General features: G+C 54.6%; 22 protein-coding genes. 10 read left to right on the forward strand and 12 right to left on the reverse strand.

Annotated elements, in window-relative coordinates; translation table 11 throughout:
• Positions 1 to 5: 5 nt before the first annotated feature.
• Together ACP4CD_RS11250 and argB are read left to right on the forward strand one after the other, a co-directional pair.
• Entirely contained in the window at positions 6 to 2582 is a 2577-nt protein-coding gene (locus tag ACP4CD_RS11250; protein WP_426994602.1) for a phosphomannomutase/phosphoglucomutase, read from the forward strand.
• A gap of 12 nt (positions 2583 to 2594) precedes the next feature.
• Positions 2595 to 3488 (forward strand): acetylglutamate kinase, encoded by an 894-nt coding sequence (argB, locus tag ACP4CD_RS11255; protein ID WP_071157229.1) that lies wholly within the window; start codon positions 2595 to 2597, stop codon positions 3486 to 3488.
• Here argB and ACP4CD_RS11260 read toward each other — a convergent pair.
• Genes ACP4CD_RS11260 through murJ form a run of 4 tightly spaced genes read right to left on the reverse strand, consistent with a single transcriptional unit; the run spans position 3471 to position 7488 of the window.
• Complete coding sequence (locus ACP4CD_RS11260; protein WP_064025270.1) at positions 3471 to 4466, reverse strand: DUF4124 domain-containing protein; 996 nt, start codon at positions 4464 to 4466, stop codon at positions 3471 to 3473. The genes argB and ACP4CD_RS11260 overlap by 18 nt on opposite strands.
• A 14-nt stretch (positions 4467 to 4480) precedes the next feature.
• Positions 4481 to 5056: a YggT family protein gene (locus ACP4CD_RS11265; protein ID WP_064025272.1), complete on the reverse strand. Its 576-nt coding sequence runs from the start codon at positions 5054 to 5056 to the stop codon at positions 4481 to 4483.
• Positions 5056 to 5883: a pyrroline-5-carboxylate reductase gene (gene proC, locus ACP4CD_RS11270; RefSeq protein WP_064025274.1), complete on the reverse strand. Its 828-nt coding sequence runs from the start codon at positions 5881 to 5883 to the stop codon at positions 5056 to 5058. Before proC ends, ACP4CD_RS11265 begins: the two co-directional genes overlap by 1 nt.
• 60 nt (positions 5884 to 5943) lie before the next feature.
• A complete protein-coding gene (murJ, locus tag ACP4CD_RS11275) occupies positions 5944 to 7488 on the reverse strand; it encodes a murein biosynthesis integral membrane protein MurJ (protein WP_071157223.1) in 1545 nt (514 codons plus the stop codon).
• 102 nt (positions 7489 to 7590) lie between these two features.
• Here murJ and rpsT point away from each other — a divergent pair, with 102 nt between their 5' ends.
• From rpsT to ACP4CD_RS11300, 5 genes are all read left to right on the forward strand, one after another.
• Complete coding sequence (gene rpsT / locus ACP4CD_RS11280; RefSeq protein WP_064025278.1) at positions 7591 to 7854, forward strand: 30S ribosomal protein S20; 264 nt, start codon at positions 7591 to 7593, stop codon at positions 7852 to 7854.
• Positions 7855 to 8078: 224 nt separating this feature from the next.
• The gene (locus ACP4CD_RS11285; protein ID WP_426994603.1) at positions 8079 to 9089 is read left to right on the forward strand and encodes a Gfo/Idh/MocA family protein; all 1011 of its coding nucleotides are present in this window, start codon (positions 8079 to 8081) and stop codon (positions 9087 to 9089) included.
• Positions 9090 to 9341: 252 nt separating this feature from the next.
• The gene (locus tag ACP4CD_RS11290) at positions 9342 to 9941 is read left to right on the forward strand and encodes a hypothetical protein (protein ID WP_064025282.1); all 600 of its coding nucleotides are present in this window, start codon (positions 9342 to 9344) and stop codon (positions 9939 to 9941) included.
• 4 nt (positions 9942 to 9945) lie between these two features.
• A complete protein-coding gene (locus ACP4CD_RS11295) occupies positions 9946 to 10698 on the forward strand; it encodes an MBL fold metallo-hydrolase (RefSeq protein ID WP_426994604.1) in 753 nt (250 codons plus the stop codon).
• A gap of 205 nt (positions 10699 to 10903) precedes the next feature.
• Complete coding sequence (locus tag ACP4CD_RS11300; protein ID WP_064025286.1) at positions 10904 to 12214, forward strand: hemolysin family protein; 1311 nt, start codon at positions 10904 to 10906, stop codon at positions 12212 to 12214.
• 17 nt (positions 12215 to 12231) lie between these two features.
• Here ACP4CD_RS11300 and zwf read toward each other — a convergent pair whose 3' ends face one another.
• The 5 genes from zwf to ACP4CD_RS11325 all read right to left on the reverse strand — a co-directional run bounded on the left by zwf (position 12232) and on the right by ACP4CD_RS11325 (position 19268).
• Entirely contained in the window at positions 12232 to 13719 is a 1488-nt protein-coding gene (gene zwf, locus ACP4CD_RS11305) for a glucose-6-phosphate dehydrogenase (RefSeq protein ID WP_064025288.1), read from the reverse strand.
• 375 nt (positions 13720 to 14094) lie between these two features.
• Positions 14095 to 14784, reverse strand: coding sequence for a FecR family protein (locus ACP4CD_RS11310; protein WP_426994605.1), 690 nt, complete (start codon positions 14782 to 14784; stop codon positions 14095 to 14097).
• Between the two features lie 19 nt (positions 14785 to 14803).
• Positions 14804 to 15049 (reverse strand): FecR/PupR family sigma factor regulator, encoded by a 246-nt coding sequence (locus ACP4CD_RS11315; RefSeq protein WP_426994606.1) that lies wholly within the window; start codon positions 15047 to 15049, stop codon positions 14804 to 14806.
• Between the two features lie 114 nt (positions 15050 to 15163).
• Entirely contained in the window at positions 15164 to 17500 is a 2337-nt protein-coding gene (locus ACP4CD_RS11320; protein WP_426994671.1) for a penicillin acylase family protein, read from the reverse strand.
• On the reverse strand, positions 17391 to 19268 hold the full coding sequence (locus ACP4CD_RS11325; RefSeq protein ID WP_426994607.1) for a cyclic peptide export ABC transporter: 1878 nt from the start codon (positions 19266 to 19268) through the stop codon (positions 17391 to 17393). Before ACP4CD_RS11325 ends, ACP4CD_RS11320 begins: the two co-directional genes overlap by 110 nt.
• A gap of 443 nt (positions 19269 to 19711) precedes the next feature.
• On the opposite strand from ACP4CD_RS11325, the gene ACP4CD_RS11330 reads away from it, so the two are divergent.
• The 3 genes from ACP4CD_RS11330 to cysC all read left to right on the forward strand — a co-directional run bounded on the left by ACP4CD_RS11330 (position 19712) and on the right by cysC (position 21469).
• Positions 19712 to 20224, forward strand: a complete 513-nt coding sequence (locus ACP4CD_RS11330) for an RNA polymerase sigma factor (RefSeq protein WP_064025296.1) — start codon at positions 19712 to 19714, stop codon at positions 20222 to 20224.
• Between the two features lie 221 nt (positions 20225 to 20445).
• A complete protein-coding gene (locus ACP4CD_RS11335) occupies positions 20446 to 20667 on the forward strand; it encodes an MbtH family protein (RefSeq protein WP_064025298.1) in 222 nt (73 codons plus the stop codon).
• Positions 20668 to 20809: 142 nt separating this feature from the next.
• On the forward strand, positions 20810 to 21469 hold the full coding sequence (cysC, locus tag ACP4CD_RS11340; protein WP_426994608.1) for an adenylyl-sulfate kinase: 660 nt from the start codon (positions 20810 to 20812) through the stop codon (positions 21467 to 21469).
• A 75-nt stretch (positions 21470 to 21544) separates the two neighbouring features.
• Here the strand turns inward: cysC and ACP4CD_RS11345 are convergent, their stop codons facing one another.
• The 3 genes from ACP4CD_RS11345 to ACP4CD_RS11355 are packed head-to-tail and all read right to left on the reverse strand — an operon-like array spanning position 21545 to position 24809.
• Positions 21545 to 22762 carry a carbamoyltransferase C-terminal domain-containing protein gene (locus tag ACP4CD_RS11345; RefSeq protein WP_426994609.1) on the reverse strand — a complete coding sequence of 406 codons (1218 nt, stop codon included), beginning with the start codon at positions 22760 to 22762 and terminating at the stop codon, positions 21545 to 21547.
• On the reverse strand, positions 22729 to 23547 hold the full coding sequence (locus tag ACP4CD_RS11350; protein WP_426994610.1) for a carbamoyltransferase N-terminal domain-containing protein: 819 nt from the start codon (positions 23545 to 23547) through the stop codon (positions 22729 to 22731). Before ACP4CD_RS11350 ends, ACP4CD_RS11345 begins: the two co-directional genes overlap by 34 nt.
• A 56-nt stretch (positions 23548 to 23603) precedes the next feature.
• Entirely contained in the window at positions 23604 to 24809 is a 1206-nt protein-coding gene (locus ACP4CD_RS11355) for a sulfotransferase (protein ID WP_426994611.1), read from the reverse strand.
• Between the last annotated feature and the right edge of the window lie 25 nt (positions 24810 to 24834).

A 24834-nucleotide genomic window follows, 5' to 3' on the forward strand; every position in this document is an offset into this window, starting at 1 on the left:
CCGCGATGGGCCGAATATTTAGCATAGTGGCCGCGATAGCGGCTTTGATGGTGCTGGTCACCGGTGCCGCCGGCTACTGGCTGGCGGCGGCCAACGTCCGCGATACCGAGCAATCCAGCGTCACCGCGATTGCCGGCGTAATGTCGGTCGGCGTTGCCAGTCAGATCGACACCCTGCAAAAAGTGGTGGACGGTCTGGCGCAGTCGCCCGAAGTCGCCAATGCCCTGGCCGCCGGCGCAGGCCGCGCCGATTTGGACAAGCTGGCCGCCCGGCTGCAAGACGCGATACCTCAGGCCTTGCGGGTCCGCATTCTGCCGGCCACCGTCAGCGAGCCGGAACTGACGCAAACGCCGAACATGGGCTTCGCCGATCTGGAAATGGTGCGCGCCACGTTGACGGCCAAACAAAAGCCGATGGTGCAAGGCGAGGGCGAACACCGCCATCTGGCGATCACTAGCGCCGTCGTCGCCAACCAGCAGACGCTGGGCGCCATACTGGTCAGCCTGAAACCGGATCTGGTTCAGCAACTCCTGTCCAGAACCATTTTCAATGCGGGCCTGATCGAAATCAAACAGGACCAGAGCGTGATTGCCAGTGCCGGCAACCCGGCCGCCAAACTCGACGAACCGCAATCCCTGCCGTTGACCAACACCCGCTGGCAACTCGATCTCTGGATCGGTAGCGGCGACAGCGCCGGCAACACCGTACTGTTCGCCAGCATTGTCCTGATTCCGGCCATGTTGGCCTGCCTGGGATTCTTTATCGGCTACCGCAAATTGCACGACTTTCTGCATCATGACCAAAGCGTGATTTTAAAAGCCGCCAAGGACATGATGGCCGGCAAGAAGGTCGGCAACTACCCGGTATTGCTCGAAGAAATGCAGCCGATCATCTCGGCGCTGGCGCAATTCAAGCGCATCTTGCAACAAGAACAGACGGCGGAGCCGACCGGCACCGGTTTCGCCGACGATCACGACTTTTTCGACGAATCCTTCGACATCGACTTCGTCGAAGAAGCGCCTCAGTCGGCGGTAAGACCGGTCGCCACCGCGCCGATTTCGCTGAATACGGCGCCGATCGCGTTGAATACCGCGCCGGTTTCGCTAGGCCAACCGGCCGACACCGAACCCGGTCTGGCCCCACACCCAGCGCCGGCCTCCAGCCCGGCGCCCAAGCCATCCGCGCCGCCGCCACGACCCGCGCGCAACGACTTCGCCGACAGTTTTCGCGGCTACGACATTCGCGGCATTGTAGGCTGCGGCCTGACCCAGGACGGCGTGCGCGACATTGGCGCCGCTTTCGCCAGTCTGGCGCTGGAACAACAAGTGCCCACCGTCGTCGTCGGCCGCGACGGCCGGCTGTCCAGTCCGGCGTTGGCCGAAGCCCTGGTGGCCGGCATCCGCTCGACCGGTTGCAACGTGCTGGACATCGGCCTGGTGCCAACGCCGCTACTGTATTTTGTCGCCCGCCATTGCGAGGGCCGCACCGGTATCATGATCACCGGCAGTCACAATCCGCCCGACTACAACGGACTGAAACTGGTACTGAACGGCGAAACCTTGGCCGGCCCGGCGATTCAGCAGCTCAAGCAGCGCACGCTGGCCCGCGACTTTCACCAGGCCGAACTCGGCAAGGTCGAGCTGAATACCGCGTTCAGCAACGAATATATCGGCACGATCGCCGACGACGTGCATCTGGTCCGTCCTATGAAGGTCGTCGTCGATTGCGGCAACGGTGCCGCCGGTTTGCTGGCGCCGATGCTGTTGAAAACCATGGGCTGCGATATTGTCGAATTGTTTTGCGATATCGACGGCCATTTTCCCAACCACCATCCCGATCCCAGCAAGCCGGAGAATTTGGCCGACCTGATCGGCGCGGTCAAGCATTACGGCGCCGATGTCGGCGTCGCGTTCGACGGGGACGCCGACCGCTTGGGCGTGGTCGATTCGTCGGGCAAAATCATCTGGCCGGATCGGCAATTGATGTTGTTCGCCCGTGACGTGCTGGCCGGCAAGCCTGGCTCCGAGGTGATTTTCGACGTCAAATGCTCCAAGCATTTGGAAGAGCAAATCAGGAAGCGCGGCGGCCGGCCGTTGATGTGGAAGAGCGGCCATTCGATGATGAAAGCCAAACTCCACGAGACCGGCGCGGCGCTGGCCGGCGAAATGAGCGGTCATATCTTTTTCAACGACCGCTGGTTCGGCTTCGACGACGGCCTGTACGCGGCGGCGCGCTTGATCGAGATTCTGTCGGCCGACATGCGTTCCAGCAGCGACGTGTTCTCCGATCTGCCCGACAGCATCAGCACACCGGAGTTGCTGATTCCGCTCGCCGAGGGCGAAGCGGCGGCCGTGATGACCCAATTGGCCGGCAATGCCCGCTTCCCAAACGCTAAGGTCATCGACATCGACGGACTGCGCATCGAATTCGCCGACGGCTGGGGACTAATTCGCGCGTCCAATACCACGCCGGCGCTGACCGCCCGCTTCGAGGCGGACACCAAGGATGCGCTACGCCGGATTCAAGATCAGTTCAAACAGCTGTTGCTACAAATCAAACCCGACCTAGACCTACCTTTTTAATTAAGCTCATTCATGAAAGAAAACACCCCACACCAAATCGCTCACGTTCTGATCGAAGCCCTGCCCTATATCCAAAAATTCAAGGACAAGACCGTCGTCATCAAATACGGCGGCAACGCGATGGTCGACGACGCGTTGAAACATAGCTTCGCCCGCGACATCGTGATGATGAAATTGGTCGGCATCAATCCGGTCGTCGTCCACGGCGGCGGTCCGCAAATCGGCAATCTGTTGACCCGGCTCGGCAAGACCTCGGAATTCGTCGACGGCATGCGCGTCACCGACAGCGAAACGATGGATGTCGTCGAAATGGTGCTGGGCGGCTTGGTGAATAAGGAAATCGTCAATCTGATCAATATGCACGGCGGCAAGGCCGTCGGGCTGACCGGCAAGGACGGCAATTTCATCCACGCCCGCAAGATCGCCATGACCAAGGCCGGCGCCAATGTCGACGATGCGCCGGAAATCATCGATCTAGGCCATGTCGGCGAGGTTAGCAGCATAGACCCGGCTGTCGTGGACATGCTGGTGCATAGCGACTTCATACCGGTGATCGCGCCGATTGGCGTCGGCGCGGACGGCCATTCCTACAACATCAATGCCGATCTGGTGGCCGGCAAGGTCGCGGAAGTGCTGAAAGCGGAAAAGTTGATGTTGCTGACCAACACCGCCGGCATCCTGGACAAGCAAGGCAAGCTGTTGACCGGCTTGAGAATGCCGGACATTGATGCATTGATCGCCGACGGCACCATCTCCGGCGGCATGATTCCTAAAACCCGCTGCGCGACCGACGCGCTAAAAGGCGGCGTCAACAGCGTGCATATCATTGATGGCCGGGTCGATCACGCGGTGTTGCTGGAGTTGTTTACCGACCAGGGGGTTGGTACCTTATTGCTGCGCCGCTAAGCCGGATTGCAGATACGGCGCGAAGCTTTGCCGCAAACTCTTGACTTTGGCGCTGTTGCAAAGCTCGTTGCCCAAACTGGACTGACGGCAACGAATATCCAGGAATATCTGTCTGACCTTGCCCTGCTCGAGCAAGGAAGCCGACAGGCTCAAATCGTCATCCTGTTGCGGCGCGGCCCGCATGATCAATTTTTCGGTCTCCACATCGGGCCCTGTGCTGGAATTGGCCGCGACAAACTCGCCGGCCAGTTTCCAGGCTTTTTGGCATTGTTCGGCGTCCTGGCAAACAAACAAACCCAATTCGTTGCCGGCGTTGCTGGCGGCCAGCGAAGAATTGGCGGCCTTGGCGTCGGCATTGGCCTGAGTCAGAAACTGGAAACGCGCCATGTCGGCCCGAAAGGCTTTTTCGGTATTTTGGCGCTCGCTATGGTGATCGGCCAACTCCTGATTGGACTGGCCGATTTGCTGCTTGGTCGCGGCAATCTCGTCGAGCAGTTTGCCGGGCACTTTCTGGCCGTTGCGTTCGTGTTCGGCGGCTTGCTGTTCCTGCTTCAGCAACTGGCTCTGCAATCGCTCGATATTACCTTCAATGACCTTACGTTTGGCGTCGAAGCTAGCCAATTTGTTGCCTAGGGCCTTTTCCATGTCGTCCAGACTGCGAAACGTGCTGAGCAGCACCTTGTCGTTGGCGGCCTGCTTGGCGACGATTTTTTCCTGTTCCTTGCGCAACGCGTCCAGACGCTTTTGCTGGGCCAATTCCTCGGCGGTCTTGGCTTTTTCGACAGTCTCGACGATCCTGGCTTTCTCGGTCAGAGTTTCCCGCTTATGCTGGACTTGGTCCGGCGGCACTTGGTCGGAAAAATAGACATTGCCGTTTTCATCGACCCAACGATACATCTTCTTGGCCTGAACCGATGGACCAACCAGCAATAATGCCGCGAGCGCGACCAACGTGGTGGTTTTCAACGTGCCGCGCATCGCCGCCCGCCTCGTCAGCCCAAAATCGCGATCAATTGATGCAACGGCGGCAATACCATCATCTTAGCCAGTTGCAGCAACACTAGCGCGGCCAACGGCGAAAGGTCTATGCCGCCTAAATCGGGTATCACCCGCCGGCAGACGTTCAGCAAGGGCTCGGTCAAGCTGTAAAGTATCGACGACGCACCGCTATAGTTGCCGGGCGCGAACCAGCTCAGAATCGCCGCCGCGAAAATCGCGTACACGAAAATATCGAGGATCATTTTCAGCAGATCGGCGAACGACAGCAAGGCTAGCGCGACAAAACCGACCGACAAGTCCTTGACCGCCAAAATCGCAAAGTTCGCCAACATTTGCAACAGCAAGGCCAGCACTAGCGACGAACTGTCGATGCGGCCGAATGCCGGTATGAAGCGGCGCATCACCCGCAACGGCGGATGGGTGACTTTCACCAGAAACTGCGAGACCGGATTGTAAAAATCCGCCTGCGTCCACTGCAGCAAAAACCGCAACATCACCGCCAGGATGTACAGCGAAAACAGCGTGTCGATCAGGAATACCACCGGATCGGTCATGTAATTGCTTCCCATCAATCGGCTCCCAATTGTTTGGCCATTTCAACCGATCTATCCCGCGCCGCGTGCAAAGCCTTGGACACCAGCGCCTCGAAGCCTCCCTGCTGGAAGGTTTCGACGGCGCGCTGCGTGGTGCCACCGGGCGAGGTCACCCTGGCCCGCAACTGGGCCGGCGAATCGGCCGATTCCAGAGCAATCTTCGCCGCGCCGAGCGCGGTTTGCTGAATCAGCAGGCGGGCGCTGCGTTCGTCCAGGCCCATTTGCAACGCGGCGGCTTCCATCGCTTCCATCAACAGGAAGAAATAGGCTGGACCGCTGCCGGATACCGCGGTGACCGTGTCCAATTCGGCTTCGTCATCCACCCACAACGTCAGCCCAACCGCTCGCAGGATGTTCTCGGCCAAGTCTTTTTGTTCGTCGTTGACATTGGCGTTGGCGTGCAATGCGGTGGCGCCGGTCAAAACCAAGGCCGGCGTGTTGGGCATACAGCGCACGATCGCCGTGTCGCCGCCCAGCCATAACGCCAAGCTCCGCTGTCCGATACCGGCGGCGATCGAAACCATCAACCCATGCTTGTGTTTCAGTAGTGGCGCGATTTCCAGCGCCACCTCACGCAATACTTGCGGCTTGATCGCCAACACGACGACCTCGGCTTCGTTAACGACGGTCGCGTTATCGCGGGCGGTATTCACGTGCAGTTGATCGGCGTGAGCGTTCAACAGCTCAGCCGAAGTGTCCGATACCCAGATCTGCCGGGGCGAGTGGCCGCTGGCGATCAGGCCGCGGATCAAACTGGTCGCCATGTTGCCGCCGCCGATAAAACCGATTGTTTTCGTTTTCATAGATAGTTGACTGAATTAAACGTTTATTCGACTTCGTCGAACCCCAATTATTCTACATGACTATGATGGCGCGACGGAAAAACTCAAGTCCCTCGGCCGCAAACCGCAGATCAAAAGCACCGCCGCATACACTGCGATCGCCCCGCCGACCGCCGCGCCGAGTTGCAGGCCGCGCTGGCCGGCGCCCCAGCTGAACCAGACTTCCGGCTGGACAAAGTAAATCAAAAAGCCCGACATCGTCGCGGACGCGATCACAATCCTAGCGGCGAACGCCAACCAGCCCGGCCGCGGCCGATAGGTGCCGTTCCGCAATAAGGCGTTCAGTAACAGCCCGGCATTCAGATAGGCGGCGAGCGTGGCGGCCAGCGCCACCCCGGCGTGAGCTAAAAACGGCACCAACAACAGATTCAACACCCCGTTCGCGGCGACGGCACTCATCCCGAAGCGCACTGGCGATCGGGTATCCAGGCGAGCGGTAAAACCCGGAACCAGGATTTTGATCAACATCAAAGCCAGTAAACCCAGTGCGTAGGCGGCTAGGCTTCTGCCCGTCATATGCACGTCTTCGACACCGAACTCATGGTATTGAAACAATGTGGATAATAGCGGCTCGGCCAATTGGGTCAATCCCAGGGTGGCCGGCACGCCGATCAGCACCACCAGCTTTAACCCCCAATCCAGAGCCGCCGAAAATGCGGCACGGTCGGCGGCGATATGGTTTTTCGATAGATTCGGTAAAATCACCGTCGACAACGCGACGCCGAGAATGCCGAGCGGGAACTCTACCAGACGGTCGGAATAATACAGCCAGGACACGCTACCGGCCGCCAGAAAGGAGGCGATCAACGTACCAACCAGCATGTTGATCTGGGCCACCGAGACGCCGAAAATGGCCGGCAACATCAGCTTGACGACGCGCTGTACGCCCGGATCGCGGTAAGCCCAGCGCGGCCTCGGCATCAAACCAATCCGCCAAAGCGACGGAATTTGAAACAACAGCTGCATAATCCCCGCCGCGAATACGCCCCAAGCCAATGCGGTGATCGGCCGCTCCAGATGGGGAGCCAGCCAGACCGCCGCCGCGATCATCACCAGATTCAAGATGACCGGCGTCAGTGCCGGGACCGCGAATCGGCCCTCCGCGTTCAGGATTGCCCCGGCGAACGCTACCAGCGAGATGAAAAACAGATACGGCAATGTGATTCTGAGCATCTCCGCCGCCGGCACGAAATGAGCGTGATCGGCGACGAATCCCGGCGCCACCAAGAGTATCAGCAAGGGCGCGGCCATCGTGCCCAACAACGTCATTAAAAACAACAACCCCGCCAGCGTACCGAAGGTACGATCGATGAAGCCTCGCAACGCGGAACGTTCGCCTTGCCCGCTATATTCGGCAAGTACCGGTACGAAGGCATGGGCGAACGCACCCTCGGCAAACAAACGCCGCAATAAATTCGGAATCCGAAACGCCACGAAGAAGGCATCGGTATCGGCGTTGACGCCAAACAGGTTTGCGACCAACATGTCCCGGATAAAGCCCATGACTCGCGATATCATCGTCATGCTGCCGACTATCGCCGTCGACTTGTATAATTGCTTGCTCACTGCGTATCCTGTCGCCGGTCCGGAGTCAATTAAAAGTTGACAATCATAGCATCCAAAAAGATAATGCGCGGTTCCTAACCAACCCAACGACTTGATACCCCTATGGCTAATTCACCACAAGCTAAAAAGAGAGCGCGTCAGGCAGAGGAAAGCCGTATTCGCAATGCCGGACAACGCAGCAATCTCCGCACGTTCATCAAAAAAGTTATCGCCGCCGTCAAGGCCGGTGACAAAGAACAAGCGCAAGCGGCCTTCAGATCGGCCGTGCCGGTGATCGATTCCGCGGTCAATAAAGGCTTGATCCATAAAAACAAAGCCGCCCGCAGCAAAAGCAGATTGAACGATAAACTGCGCGCGATGGCTTAATACGGCCCCGCCGACCGAACCCAAGGCCGAAGCCCGAAACGCTTCGGCCTTTTTTATGCACGGGGGTTTCTTCACGAGCTGGGCGTGCGGAACTTATGCATTGGTATTCATTCAAAAGACCGCCGCCAAGCTTCGCCGACCGCCATCCAAAACCCGACGGCTTGCGGTCGGCGGGCAAACTGCTAATCTGATCCATCAATGTCGATTCATCCGAGGCAAACACGATGAACAATCCGACCCGACTACGCTGGGGAATCCTCGGCGCCGCACGCATCAACGAACGTCTGCTGCCGGCCATCGTCGAAGCCGACAACGCCGAATTGGTGGCGATCGCCAGCCGCCGCCCCGGCGCCGCCACCGAAACGCTAGCCAAATACGCGCCAAAGCCGACCGGAGCACAGTGTTACGACAATCTCGATGCCCTGCTTAAAGACGACGACGTGCAAGCGGTGTATTTGCCGATGGCGAATCAAGAACACGCCGAATGGGCTCTGCGGGCTATCGAACACCGCAAGCACGTATTATGCGAAAAACCGATGGCGCTGACGATTGCCGATATCGATGCCATCGAAATTGCCGCCCGCCGCTACAATGTCAAAGTCATGGAAGGCTTTATGTATCGTTTCCATCCGCAGCATCAGCGGGTTCTTGAATTGATAAACGCCGGTTTGATCGGCGAGATCCGCTCGGTCAGGGCCAGTTACTCGTTCATGATGAGACCGGCCCGCCTTTATCGGCTGGCCGACGACACCGCGCACGGTGGCGGAGCGATGTGGGATATCGGCTGCTACGCAATTCACAGCCTCCGGCTGTTTTTCCGGCAAGCACCACTGGCGGTCAGCGCCGTTTCCAAATACGTCGAAAGCGGCGCCGACAGTGTCACTAGCGGCATTGTCGATTTCGGCGACGGCCGCTACGGTCACTTCGATTTCAGCTTCGAGCGGGCTCGTCGTTGCGAATACGAAATCATCGGCACCCATGGCGGCATCAAATGCCACGTCGTCTGGCAGCTGCCGGGCGACGTGCCGGTGATTTCCTGGTGGACCGAAGACGGCCGTCAAGCCGAAGAGCGTTTACCTTACAGCAACCATTTCCGGCTGGAAATCGAACATTTTTCAGATTGCGTGCTAAATAACCGCGACCCGGCATTGTCGCTGGACGACGCCCGCGCCAATTGCCGCATCATCGTCGCCGCGCTGCAAGCCGCCGCCGAAGGTCGAACCGTTAAAATTTAGCCTACGGTTTACCGGCGCGTCATCATCCGGCTCATCTGCCTCCGACGACGCGGTAACCCTTGCAGGCCGACACGTCGAGACAAACGATTCCGTAAACGGACTTAGGGAATAGGCAATGCTGTCTGCCCTTGGAAAGACCGGACTCGTTCGCCGTGAAAATCAGGGCCAGCTCAAACATTCGCCACCTGATCCAACCCACTTACCCGCGGTAGCGTAGAATGCCCCGCCAATTTGACTAGGAGACTAAGCGCCATGCCGATAAATTCGATTTCCGCGCAGCTGGACATGCAACGGATAGTCTCGCTGAACGAACACATCAAGGAAATCTTGCGGATTTCTTCCGCGTCTTATCTGGTTGCCATCAATTCAATGCTGATCTCGAAAGCCTCCGGCCAGCGTCTACTGGGTTTCGGTGTGGTCAGTTCGGAACTAAGACAGTTCAGTCGAAAGCTGGAAACCGCGATGATTCAGCTCAGCCAGTTAACTTATGCGATGTCCAAAAAAGCCGCCATCTTTAAAAAACTCAGCCGCGAGCGTCATCTGTTGATGACGACGTTAACCAAAAGTCCGCGCGGCGAACAGACGATGAAACTCCCGCTGCAAAACAAATCGGCGGCCTTGCTGTCGGTAACCGACGAGTTTGCGGAAGACATCGAAAAACTAAACCGCTATTCAAAGCGCACGTTACAACTGTGCAAGGCCGGCAACGCCTTGGCGAGGTCGGCCAAAATCGAAGCCGCGCACGGTGGTGATATGCGTCAAGTATTGAACGAAATCGCCGAACAAATCGAGAAAACGGTGCTCAACATCATTTCGCTATTGACGACCTTACGGGCTTCGCTGGAGCACTGAACTCATGAAAAAACTCGAATTTATCTACGAACACGGTCCCCACAAATGGGTCGCCATCGCCCGCGATCCAACCAAGGCCAGCTACTTGATCGATACCAACGAATACCTGATCCTCAACGGCGAGCAGGCGATACTCACCGATCCCGGCGGCATGGAGATTTTTCCCGACGTGTTTTCGGCGATCGATACCGAATTCAACCCCAACCAAATCGTAGGCCTGTTTGCATCCCACCAAGACCCGGATATCATTTCCTCGCTAGCACTATGGCTGGAATTCAACCCCAAACTGAAATGTTATCTGAGCCGGCTGTGGACTAGCTTCGTCCCTCATTTCGGCGGCAATGCCGATACGTTTATCGCGCTACCCGACGACGGCACGAGCTTTCTGTTAGGCAACCTCGAACTGGAAGCAATCCCTGCGCACTACCTGCATTCCTCTGGCAACTTTCAACTCTACGACCGCAAAGCGAGCATACTGTTCTCCGGCGATGTCGGGGCAGCCTTGTTGCCGAGCGCGAACGCAGGGCTGTTCGTCGAAGACTTCGATAGCCACATCCAATACGCCGAAGGCTTTCATAGGCGCTGGATGGGTTCTGAGTCGGCCAAGCTGGACTGGTGCGAACGCGTCAGCCGCCTCAAGATCGACATGCTTTGCCCTCAACACGGCGCCATTTATCGCGGTAACGATGTCGAACGCTTTATCAACTGGCTGGCCGAATTGAAAATCGGCACCGGTATCGCCAGTCAGCGGACTTAGCTTGACTACTCCAACGACGACACATGACCAGCCGCCTGGTCCGAGCCCGTCCACCTAACCACCAACATTGACCGCTACCCTGCTCGACGCCCATAGCCGCTATCGCCTTGCGAGGCGATGCGGACCGGCGCAAAGCAACGCGCAAGCGTCGGCGTCGCGATGCGATCGGCTATAATGGCTATTCCGTTGTGGTTTTCAAAAATGTATGAACACTCTTGTTTTGGTTGCCGGCGCCTTGCTACTGGTCGGTTTGAACGGTTTTTTCGTGGCCGTCGAATTCAGCTTGGTGAAATTACGGCAAACCCGTATCAAAGCCATCGAACAAACCCACGGCTGGCGCGGCCGAATTCTCGCCAAAGTTCATAGAAAACTCGACACCTATCTATCCGCCTGCCAACTCGGCATCACCCTCGCCTCGCTGGGCTTGGGTTGGATCGGAGAACCGGCCTTCGCCGACTTATTGAAACCGATGTTCGCCGAAATGGGCGTTACCTCCGCCGAAATTATCCACAATGTGTCGTTTGCGATTGCCTTCTGCACGATCTCGTTTCTGCACATCGTCGTCGGCGAACAAGCCCCCAAATCGCTGGCGATTCGCAACCCCGAAGGCATTGGGTTGTGGAGTGCCGGACCGCTCTACGCCTTTTACTGGATCATGTATCCGGCAATCTGGTTGCTGAACGCCAGTTCTAATCTGGTGCTGCATCTGGCCGGCTTGTGCAGCGAAGGCCATCACGACAGCCATTATTCGACCGACGAAATTAAATTGATTCTGCGCTCCAGCAGCGCCGGCGGCGGCTTCACCAAGGACGAGCGCAACGTACTGGCGAAATCGCTGGATTTCGGAAAGCTAGAAGTCTCGGATTTGATGCGCCCGATCCACGAAGTGAAAGCGCTATACCGTGGTCAACCCACCGAGGAAATCCTGCAGACCATTTGCGACAGCGGCTACAGCCGCTATCCCTATTTCGACAACAATCGGATCGACCTGCTCGGCTTGGTGCATTTGAAGGATTTGTTTTTGGCCCAACAGCAAGGTCAGCCGCTGGACGACTTGCAGGCCTATCTCAGACCAATCCAGCACATTTCCGCGCATCTACCGGCGTTGGAGTTGTTCCGGCGCTTTACCAAGGGCGCGCCGCACTTGGCGGTGGTCGGCCAGAAAGGCCAAAAACCGGAAGGCTACATTACGTTGGACAATCTGCTGTCGGCCTTGGTTGGCGAGATTCGCGACGAATTTGCCCGCTCGCAAAGCGACTGGACCCGTCTGGAAGACGGCGGTTTGCTAGGCAAGGGCAGCCTGCCGATCTTCTCGCTGGAGCGGATACTGGGCGTCGACGTCGAAAACGAAGAACTGGATTTGGACGACGTCGATTCGGTGGGCGGCATGATCCTGGCACAACTGCAGGACATTCCCGATGTCGGCGAACGCATCGCCTTCAACCGCTTCGACATCGTCGTTAAGGAGATGAACGGACCGCGCATCGAATGGGTGTTGGTCTATCCCAAGGACTAAAAAGCGGGCGCGCGACCTCAGCGGCACTCCGGCAGTAAGGAACTGCGCCAATACTGACCTTCTTTCTCGAACAAGCGCTTGGCGTCGTCGGGCCCCCAGGAACCGGCCGAATAGGTGGCAATGTAATCGCGCTCTATCGCCCAGGTTTGCAAGATCGGATCAACGATGCGCCAAGCGTATTCGACTTCGTCGAATCGCAGGAACAGCGAACGGTCGCCCTTCATCACATCCAATAGTAAATCTTCGTAAGCATCGACCCGCCGCTCGTCGGGATGACGGAAACTGGCATCCAAACTGGTAGTGCGGGTCCGCATTTCCAGTCCCGGTTCCTTGACGGTCATCTCGATGCGTATGCATTCGTCCGGCTGGATGCCCATCAATACCCAATTCGGCGTCATGCAATGCACGTGGGTATCGCGGAAGAATTGCAGCGGCGGATGACGAAAGCAAATCGCGATCGACGACTGACCCTTGGCCATGCGCTTGCCGGTCCGTAAATAAAACGGCACGCCGCGCCAACGCCAGTTATCGATCAACAACTTGATCGCCGCGTAGGTTTCGGTGCTGCTGTCCGCCGGAATATTGGCCTCTTCCAAATATCCCGGCACTTTCTGGCCGCCGATATTGCCCCTGGCATATTGACCTCGAAAGGTATGAGCATGCACCGCCGACTTGGGAATCGGCCGAATCGATTTCAACACCTTGACCTTTTCGTCTCGTAGCGACTCGGCGTCCATCGAAACCGGCGGCTCCATCGCCACCAGCGTCAGCAACTGCAATAAGTGGCTTTGCAACATGTCGCGCAACGCCCCAGCGCTATCGTAATATTCGCCGCGACTACCAATACCCAAATCCTCGGCATGTGTAATCTGAATGTGATCGATGTAATTGCGGTTCCATAAAGGTTCCAGCATCACGTTGGCGAAGCGGAACACCAATACGTTCTGCACCATGCCCTTACCGAGGTAATGATCGATTCGGTAGATTTGATCCTCGCTCAAATAGCGACTCAAGCGCTTTTGCAAGGCCTGGGCGCTTTCCAAATCGTAGCCGAACGGTTTTTCGATGATCACCCGCCGCCAGCCGTCGTCTTCGCTCAACAGCCCCACCCGACTCAAGGCCTCAATGACGTTACCGAAGTCGCCGGGACTAATCGCCAAATAAAACGCAATATTTTTAGAAAATTGGGGCTGGCCTTGTAAGACCTCGGCCAGCGACTGATAGCAAGCAGGATCATCCATGTCGCCGCGATGGTAGTCCAGGCGCTCGGCGAACCTGGCAAACACCGAGTCATCCAAGTCGTCCGGCACCCGCTCGCGCAACATCGCCTTCACTTCGGCCAACCAGGTCGCCCTATCCCAGCCCCGCCGACCGACCGCGACAATCCGACAACCATCCGGCAACTTGTTCTCCAGCTCCAGATGGTAAAAGCCCGGCATCAATTTCAACCGCGCCAGATTCCCGGTCGCTCCAAAGATTACATACGTGCAAGGTTCTGTCGTCATCGCCCACGCTCCTGGCCGCTTGATTTGGTCTGACGGTCAGTGTGCCCGATTTCGCCGAACGCGTCGAGTCGCGCGCCAAATCAAACGCCATGCGCCTCCTTTCGTTTCGCCAACTCGCTTAAGCACCGGCGGTACTCGACGCCGAGTCTTTTTAGCCCGGCCGACCATCGGCGATTCCAACCCGCTGTTCCCACCAACCGGAGCGGCTCAAACGACCCGGCCGGAGTACAAATCTAGGTCAGCTATGCACTGGGCCGCAACGCCCTAGGACCAGCAAGAACGTAAAAACCTCAGGTCTTTTACAACTGCAGCAACCCCGCTCACGTTTTCTTCATTCGAACTAGGATAAAGAAACCTGCCGACTTTCGCGCAAACCTAGCCGACGATTACCAACCAATCGGTCAGATAGGTCATTTTCAGCGCCATGGAATGCCGCAAGACATCGAACATCTCGCGCGACCGCCGAATTTTGAGCCGGCCGTTGATGCGTATTTGCCGCAAATCATCATCCTTAAAATACACTGTACCGGCGTGATAGCGGTTAATTTGCCGCATCACGTTTTCCAGGGTTTCGTTTTCGTAAACCAGATAGCCGTCGATCCACGACGTGGACAGGGCGGAGTTCATCGTTTGCGGCTGGCCGATGGCGTTATCGTAAACCGTGACGGCTTCCCGGTCGCGCAATACCAGCGCCTCCTTCCAACGCCGGGGTTCCGATACCTCCACCCGGCCGGACAACACGCTGATTCTGTCGCCGTCGGTTTGGCGATCGACGAAGAAATGCGTCCCCAACACGCGCGTCGTCGAACGGTCGGCTCGCACGATAAACGGCCGATTGGGGTCGGGTTTGACGTCAAAATAAGCTTCGCCTTGCAGCAGTTCAACCATGCGTTGTTCGCCGGCTATCTCAACTGCTATGGCGCTACCCGTATTCAACATCACCTTTGAACCGTCGGCGAGTTTCACGGTTTTACGTTCGCCCAATGCCGAGCTGTAATCGGCTTTCAAGGCCACGCGCAGCGGTCTCGCCACCCCCACGGCCAACACCACCAACGCGGCAACCAATACAGGATACCGCCAAGCCTCAATGTAACGTTTTTTTGAGACTCGGCGCGATACCGTGTTTTTTGGCATTGCCGATCAAGCAGTGTAAAAAATCAGGGTCCCCCCACAGCAAACAAATTTCGTAAAACGCGCTACGATGCGTTTCGGCCTGTTCCAACCATTCCAGAAACAATGTTTCGTCTTGCCCGCTGACGTTATCGGCGCGCAACCGAACGAACCAAGCGACGGCCTGTTCGTCTATGCCATCTTCAATTTCGGATTCCAAGGCACTGTACTCATCGGATAAAAAAACCGTAAGGTCCAACGGGATTTTACACCCCGCTCAACCTTACCCCAAACGGGTCTCAACGGACGTCAAAGCTTTAATTTAAATTACATTTTAACGAATCGGGCTTGCCGCCGCCGAGTTTTGTCCCGCTGCCGGTACCGGATTAAACAGCAAGGTGTGCTCCGGTCTGCCGACTGTCAGGGCCAGCGGCAAGCCCGCCAACCAATAAGGTTGTTGATCGCGGTAATACGGCGATAACGGATGCCCGGATTGGCCGCCGGGCATATGCAAAATCGCCTCCTGAAAATGGTTGGGCGACACGATCAAACGCTCGCTGGCACCGAAGTCAGGTCCGGTGACCCTGACGCAATAGCCGCCGCAACCGGCCAGAGGCTGGCGCGGCATATCCAACAAATCCGCCAATGCGGAAACGGCCTTGGAAAACGGATGGGCGTGACCGACTACGTTTTGCCGCCCCCAAGTCAGTTCCATCAGCGGCAGACCGGGAAAACGGCTCGCAACGGCGGCGGCACTGGCCTCCAGGCGCGCCAACAGAAACGCCTCCCAACTCCGCGCGCCGGGATCGGGCAACAAAACCGCCGGGCGGGCATTCAGCAGCGCTTGCAGCGGCGTGTCGACATAACTCCATGCGTAAACAAAACTCGGATCCGCCTGCTTACAGGCGCTCAAAAACGGCGTAAATACGGTGTCGATCAATTGCTTGCGAAACTCGATCAACACCGGCAAGCCCAAACTGCCGGTATCGGCCCGACCGTTCCAGCTCAACAAATAGTCTCTCAATCCTGATAAGGCCGGTCTTTGCGCCAGAACCTCGGGCGTCAACAATTGCAGCGCCAGCTGTTGGTAGTAGGCGTAAAACTCGGTGTCGGTATCTTGTTGCAGATTAAACAGCGTCCATTCGCTAGGCTGAGTCATCTGAGCCAAACGCTGATTAATTCGGTAGGCACGAAAACCCGGTGCAAATTGATGACCGACAGGAACCGGAAAATCCGCGGCAAAACGCCGTTCGTTAGCGCTCAGTAAATAGCCTTCCGGCGGGTCAATGACCCTGGGCATCTCCCCAGGTGCCAAGTAGCCGCGCCAGCCGGTTTGAGCATCCGCCCAGGAACGGCTGACCGCGCCATCACCGCCAAAGCGGCGCGGAATCTTACCGGTGACGGTCCAGGCGATATGGCCTACATCGTCGGCCAACAGCACATTCAACTGGGGACCGCCGCCGCGGTTGGCGATATCCAGAGCCTGACTCAGCGTTTCGCTCTGCTCCAACGCCATGATCTCCAGATTGACCGCATCCGCATCCAATGCTGCCCAATGAATCGCGACCGACCGACCCAACAAATCCTGCCGGGCCACCGGGCCCCAAATCGTTTCCCTAACCGTCACGATCTTAGACTCGCCGCCCTTGACGGAAATTGTCTCGCGGCGTTCGCCGAAAGTCCGCCACTCCGCGCCAACCCTGTATTGGTCGGCATCGTCCGGATTGATTTCCAGCCGGACCAGGTCCAGAAAATCACCGGCCAGATTCGTCATGCCCCAAGCCACGTGGCGATTACTGCCGACCACCAGAATTGGCGTACCCGGCAAGTTCAATCCGGCCGCCCGCACTTTGGGATAATCGAGCTCCACCCGGTACCAAATATTGGGCACGCTGATACCCAGATGCATATCGTTGGCGAGAATCGCCCGGCCGTCGACGGTCTTGGCGCCGGCCACCACCCAGGCGTTGGAACCGGCCAGGGTTTCGGCCAGCGCCGCCGCCAACGACCCGGTTGCTGCGTCGCGGCGGGCCAGCAGCGTTTGCAGCGCCGCAACCGGCACCGGCCTCGGAGGACGTAGCGACAGAGTATGACGCATTAGGCTATCGGTATAGCGATCGCTATCCGGCGTTAAAAATTCCACAACGTCGACGGGCAAGGTTTGCGCCATAACGCTGAGCATGCGTTCGCCGCTCTCTACCCTGGCCGTCAGATTCTCGAACATTCCCAATACAATCAATAGGCTGTGCTCCGGCTTCCAGGGCTCCGGCCGATAACTCAATACATCGAACTCGAACGGCAAAACCGGATTTTGCGTCAAGTAACTATTGACGCCGTCGGCGTAAGCTTCCAGATAGTCGCGATGCGCCTGGGGCAGCTTGGTCAATACTCGCCGAGCCAGATCCGAAAATCCGTAGGTTCTCGCCTGAATGTCGCTGGGCAATGCCATAGCGCCAAAGATTTCCGCCAATAGGCCGGCATTTTTACGACGCATCAAATCCATTTGAAACAAGCGATCGCGCGCGGTGAGATACCCTAACACTCGCGCCGCGTCGACGCGGCTATCGGCGCTGATGAGCGGTATGCCGTGGCGATCGGTGACTATGCTTGCCGGCGCGACAAGCCCCGGCAAGCGCCGCTCCCCATCCAAGTCCGGCAGCGAGCGCGCCAACCACCAATACCCCAGGCCGGCGGCGACGGTCGCCAGCGCGAATACCGCTGAACCGACGTATAGCCCCCATTTGGTAACTCGCCTCATCGAATTCCCCGTCGCTCGACGCCAATGCCTCGATAGAGGCCCCCGTCTCCGCCCCAGCCGTTTGCCGGTAGGCCTGCGGATATTCGATTGCGGTAATTCGCCCTTCTTCGAGTTTGATGCAGCGGTCGGCCAGATGAAAATATTTATCGTCGTGAGTAATTGCCAATACCGTCTTGCCTCTGGCTTTCAGAGCTGGCAATAATTCAGCGTAAAACACTTGTTTGAATTCGGGATCCTGGTCGGCCGCCCATTCGTCGAACACATAAAACGGCCGGTCCTCCAAATACGCCGCCAACAAAGCCAAGCGTTTGCGCTGACCTTGGGACAAGTTCACCGACGAAAAGGCGCCATCGACGATTTCGACCTTGTGACTCAAGTGCAGGCGCGCCAGATAATCGTCGATCAAAGCTTGCCGGTTAGCGACATCCACGCCGTACAACGCGTCGAATAAATAAAAATCGGCGAAGATCGCCGAAAAATTTTGCATGTAGACATCGCGGTTACCGGCGTGAATCACGCTATCGTTCCAAATGACCGCGCCTTGCTCCGGGTGATACAAACCCAGCAACAACATCGCCAGCGTGGTCTTACCGCTGCCGTTGCCTCCCACCAGAAACACCAGCTCGCCCGGACGGAAATCCAGATCGATAGGCCCTAGCCGAAATTGGCGGTTTTCCTTCTCGCGGTGGAAGGCGTGGGTCACGCCGCGCATCGCCAACCTGTCGAAGTGCGGTCCGTCCGGCTCCGCCAAATCAATTGTTAGCGTCCCCGCCAAGCTATCGTCCAACTGTAAAACCTTGTGTAACGCAACCTTGGCCCGACTGAACGCCGGCAAGCTGCTGGTCAAAATCGTCAATGGCGACATCATGAATAAAAACACCAAAATATAGCCACTGATCACCTCCGCGCCGACCGAGCGCCAGACCGGAAATCCGTACAAAATGACGCCTATCGTTAGGAAATACAGTAGTTGTGTCCATTGATTGATCGCCAAATAGGCTGCCGCCGCCCGCAAGCTGTCGCGCCGGTACGCTTCGGCGCTAGCTGCCAGCGATCGGGCGACAAAAGCCTCGCTACGATGCCGGTGTAACTTCAATTCGCGTACGCCCTCCGTTAGTGCGCAGAAACCTTGGCTCAAGCGATCGTATTCTTCTCGGGCTCCGCGCACGTAGTGGGTCGGGATGTTCTTGCAAAGCTGAAACGTGGTAATCCCGAATAAAATCACCCCTGCCAAGACCGCGGCCAATTGCCAGGACAACCAACTTAGATAAGCCATGCAACCGGCGACGATCGCGAAGTTGATGCATAAAACCGGAAACAGCTCGCTGGCGCCGGCAATAGCCGTCACGTCCTCGGTCAAATGCCCGAGCAATTGCGCTTTACCGAGCCGCTGTAAGTCGGGATAGGGAGCGTGCAAGATCAGGCGACTGATGTGCAGGCGCAAGTCACGGATTGTCTTGGTACTGAAACGGTTCAGCCAGTAATGCGATACAAATCGGCTAGTCAAAACCGTCAACGCCAAACCGGCAAACCAGACCGGATCGGCAAAGTCGGTCAGGCCGCCGGCCAGCCGGGTATTGATGAACGCCAGCAGGGCGGCGTTACTCAAACCTGCGACAATGCCCGTCAACATCACGCCTGCCATCGTGACCCAAGACGAACGCCATAAAAACTTCAGCATACTGACCCCATAAATACCGGTTGAGAAAAAGCCAAGGTCGAAAGCTAGCAATTTCCGGCTACGGCTTATATTAGAAGACGCCTATAAAACAAATCCACCCCATCCCGGTGCCGACCGGAATGAGGCATATCCAAGGGGTCACAAAATTAATCTATGTTATATGCCTATTTTTTATTAAGCCATTTCGCGCATTGACGGTCCAACTCCGACGTCGGCGATGGCTAAGCCCTTGATATTGGCTAAACTGTCAGTTGGCGTAAAACCTGCTGCTTGAGGCGGTAGCATAATATCCGGAACCGCCCCACCCCCCAACAGTCAGCCCGGCCCACACTTGGTCGCCGGCACTGCTTGCAATCGCGCGCACCCGGATTTGTCAACGCCGCCAGAGCCGCCCCGGCAATCCAACGCCAGGCAGCCCAACCGATTAGCCAGAGGGAGTTAATATGAATCTCGAGTCCGTATATTTAAATCATCAAACGGAACTACAACAGCACTTGGCGCGCATAGTCGATTGCCCGGAAATCGCCGCAGATTTGGTACAGGAATGTTTCATCATTTTTTCCAGGGAATCGCAAAAACAAGTCATCGAGCATCCGCGCGGCTTTTTATTCCGCACCGCCCGCAATCTGGCTTACGACCACATCAAGCACCGCAAGGTCACCGAGAAACACGTCTACAGCACCGAACCCACGCTGGACATCGCCGAAGAAACCCCCTCGGAAGAACACTTGGCGCTGGTCAACGAAAAGCTGGCGATTTTTTCTAGCATCGTCGACGAACTGCCCGAACGGGCCAAAACAGCATTCGTGCTGAACCGGGTATACGGCATGACCTACGCGGAAATCGCGGTGGAGTTGAACATTTCCGACAGCGCGGTCGAAAAACTGTTAGCCCGAGCGCTGCTCCACTGCCGCAAACAGTTCAAAAATCGCCAAGCCGATTTAAGCAACGACTGAGGAAAATAGCCACCAAAGTCGTCTTCTCCACGGAATCACTCCGCCTCGATGGTCGAACAAACAGCAGCGCCAATTCGCCGCAGTTACCATCGACTGACGTAGAAGCAATAACCGTTGCCGGTAAAGAACCGAGCCGTTCTAATTAACAAAACTTTTCAGGCAATGGACTTTGCGAGACCTCCTAAAACCAACCGCCTTTTCAACAGAATCCGGAGGGCCCAATGAGCTGGGACGAAGAAGAAGACACCACCACCTACCAAGTCGTCGTCAATCACGAAGAACAATATTCTATCTGGCCTGACTACAAGGAAATCCCCAACGGCTGGCGCGCCGTCGGCCCCAAAGGGCCAAAGCAGGAATGTCTGGATTACATCAAGGAAGTTTGGACCGACATGCGGCCGCTAAGCCTGCGGCAACATATGCGGGAGGCCGGGTTGGAATAAAGAAAAAAGGGCATATGGAGGTGCCCTTTTTCTAAAAACGTCCACTTTTTTGCTTACCTTGTCCGCGCTCCCACCTCTAAAAAGGCAGTTTACTGAGTAACTTAACGGCAATAATCGTCTCCGTTGTAAAGAAAAGTCGTTAATGGCTTTCATCATTACCACATCACTATCGATTGGATTTATGCGCATGGAATACCGCAAAAACATTGTCTGGCATCATTCCCAAGTATCACGATCACACCGGGAATCCTTGAACGGACATCGGTCGGTCATTTTGTGGTTTACGGGTTTGTCTGGGGCGGGCAAATCAACCATAGCCCATGCAGTGGAGGCGCAACTTCATCAACGAGGATGCAGTACGTTTGTATTGGATGGTGATAACATCCGACACGGTCTTTCAAAAGATTTAGGTTTTGAAGACTCAGATAGAAAAGAAAACATTCGCCGAATTGCGGAAGTTGCCAAATTAATGCTCGACGCCGGAACCATAACCCTAACGGCTTTCATTTCGCCTTTCAGATTAGAAAGAGAGCTGGCCCGACGTACGGTAGCCGAAGGGGATTTTATAGAAATTTACTGCAACTGCGATTTGACGGTCTGTGAGCAACGAGATGTTAAAGGACTCTATCGAAAAGCAAGACTCGGCGAAATAGCGCACTTCACCGGTATTTCATCCCCCTACGAGCCACCTGAAAACCCGGAGATAGTGATCAATACGGATCAGATGAATATTGAGGAATGTTTAGCCCATATACTTAATCACTTGCATAAAGTGGGCATTATGTCTCCCAGCCTTACCTAGATCTTTAAAACGACCTGAACTCAGAAGCGGATCAACCGTTCCAGCACTCAAACCAAATATCGACAGAATACACCGTTAATTTGCAACACTTCCCGGATGAAAAATAATCAAGCGATCCGACCACAAACTCGGTAACTCTTCAAAAATCTGACTTTGCTGTTCCCCCGAAAATCCCAGATTAATCATCAACTCCTGAAGTGTAAGTAAACCATCAGCTTGTTGCAAAACATAGTACCAAACATCCGAAAGCGCGTAGCGCCGCGTAGTGTCATAATTCCAAGTTAGGAAATAACTAAATCCACGCTCGGTATGATTTAAATACTTATCTTCCCGATTTAAAATAGCCGCTTTCGGCAAAGTGACTATTAGTGTTGCCATTTGGTCGCTGCCCCAGTCTTTTTTGGTGACCAAATAGTCGCCAACGACGAGATAATCCAAACCTGATGTCAAATAACAGACAACAGCATCATCAATACTATCGACAATAGGTTCAGCGTTATTGTTGAACGAAGTATTCAACAAAATAGAAATACCAGTCTTACGGCCGAAGGCTTCTATCAACTCCCAATAACGCGGGTTATCATCTTTGTTAACCGTTTGCAATCGGGCGCTGCCATCAACATGGGTAATAGCCGGCAACTGTTCTCGCCACTCTGGTCTGACATTCAAGACAAAAGACATAAAAGGAAAATCTTCCTGCTTACCCGGCACCTCAAAAAAATCGCGGACACGTTCAACCAACACTGATGGAGCAAATGGTCGATAACTTTCCCGCATCTTGATCATCGCATTAATGGTTTCCTTATGCGAAGCCACGCGCGGATCAGCAATAATGCTGCGATTGCCCAAAGCCCGTGGACCAAATTCTGAGCGGCCTTGCACCCAACCGATCACCGCGCCGTCGATAATCAAATCCGACACTTGTTCCGAGCGATCAAGCAATTTTTCGATCGTCACGAAATCCTGCCACGGCGCTAAGACCTCGGCTACTTCATCCTCGTGAATCGGCGTCCCCCAATAAGCATGAGTTACTTTTTTAAACGGTAAATCGGGCAGCAATTGGTGCGCCACATAGGCCGCCGCGCCGTAAGCGCAACCGGAGTCGCCAGCAAACGACGGCACGAAAACTTCTTCGAACAAACCCGAATTTAAAATTTTGCCGTTCATACTGCTGTTCTGCCCGACGCCTCCGCTGATTGCCAAACGGGTATGGCCAGTCAAAACTTGATAATGGCGAAGCACATGGAAGACGATAGACTCTAACGCCTCCTGCAGGGCCGCCGCAATATCCATATGCACTTGAGAAAAAGCTTCCCGCGTTTCCTCGGCGTTAAGACCTCGTACAACTCCAAAATACGATCGGCATGAATACGGTAATCGCCGTCCGCTAATAATTCGTAAAAACGGCTAAGTTTGTCCCGATAAACGGCGGAGTTGCCATAAGGCGCCAAGCCCATGACTTTGTATTCGTCAAAATCCTTGTAACCCAAAAAGGCAATCACTTTTAAATAAAAATGTCCCAACGAATCGGCAACCGATTTACTTTTTAAAACATTAAAATTCTTGCCGTTGGCATCGATAACCATCGAAGATACATCATCGCCTTCGCCGTCTATGGTTAAAATCAAAGCCTTATCGAAACCGGATAAATAATACGAACCTGCGGCATGGGCTAAATGGTGATTGACGAAATAAAACTTATCCCTAGCAATCAAGACGCCGAACTCTCTCTCGAAAATAAATTGATATAAATGTTTAATATCGCAGAAAACACTTAAATCAGGCACGTACAAACCAAACTCTTTGAGTTTTGAAGTTAAAAAACTTTCACTTGCATAAATAGCAATGGCATCCAAACTTTCCAGTGTTTTATGCGTAGACTTCAAACAAAAAAATGCCGACGACGAACATAATTTATTGGTATGTTTAATTCTGTTCAGCCGCTCCTCCTCAATGGAGTAAGCGACTACTCCGTTTCCTAACAAAAGAGACGAAGAATCATGACCCAAGCCTATATGAGGCAAGATAGAGCTATCCAATATCCTATCAATACCACCAGACATCCCCAAAATATACATGCCATCTCCAAAATCATAAAATAAAAAACCTAAAACCTCCTATACCATATAATTTTTTACCCGCCAAAAATTAACCTCCCAAACTCAAAAGCCAAACTGATATTTCCATCTCCGGCTATTTCTCCATTTTCGTAAGATTTTAGAACGGACGTTTCCTTCGACAATAATTTACAAAACACTACATATGAGGTGGAAACAACACAATCACTTGGACCATCGCCATTGAGAAAGCGAAGCTCTCCGGTATTCGCTTCAATCCTCCAGACTCGACCTTTTAACCCAGAAACAATTAACTTACATACCCCATGAATTGTAATTTTATTTTCTACTTTTTGAATACTAACAATCAGATTTTCAAATAAGCCGCCATAATCTACACTGTCATAACCAACACAGTCAGAGCTATAGCGATACAAATCTTCTAACACCGGATAACCCAATTTTTGATGCAAAGCATCAACCCTATTCACCAAAGCTTCGGGGATTGCCGTAAATGGTATTTGAACTCCATTTCCAACAGAATCTCTTCTGATTTCAGAGGAGAACTTGACTTTACTATCGCCAGGCCCTTGATCGTGCGACACTTTGAATATAGAATTCGACAACTCGCTATTCCAATCTTCACCCAAGAAAGCAAACAAACGATACAATTCATCCCGAGGATTATTGACCAAGAACTCATAATTAACCCTGATAGATTTATCGGGGTAATTCTCCTCGAAACGAATAAGCTTTTCTGTCTTTTCCAACCAATTTTCAATGACTGCAGCAACAAAGTTTGTAGGCTGTCTCTGAACATAGGGTGACAACTCATCCATAAACCCTAGGGGACTGGTCTTTATACATGAATAGACTACATCCAAGCAGCTTCTATAGAGACATATGTACTGTGCTTCAGGAAAAAGTTTTTCGAGAAGCCCGGCATAATCGACATTATCTGTTGATTTCTCACACCAGCGTTTCCCTCCTTTTCCTTGCACATACTTATCCATCAATTGATGAATAATCGCTCTTGATTCGTGAATAGCGAATACATCCCTTTGCTCTTCAGTCTTAATATCAGGCAAACTTCCTATAGAATAATAAGAAGCCTTATACAATCCTGAGCATAATAAACCTAAGTTTAAATGTCCTGGGCTACAAATATTAGGATTGGTATCCAAAATATACCTCAGCATAGTAGAGCCTGACCTAACGCACGATAAAATAAAAATCGGCCTACCCGAAAAAGTAGTTGCCAGATTCGCACTATTATTTTTCATCCTAAATTCCATAGTTAAACGCCAA

The organism is Methylomonas stagni, from assembly GCF_050154735.1.
Lineage (GTDB): Bacteria > Pseudomonadota > Gammaproteobacteria > Methylococcales > Methylomonadaceae > Methylomonas > Methylomonas koyamae_A.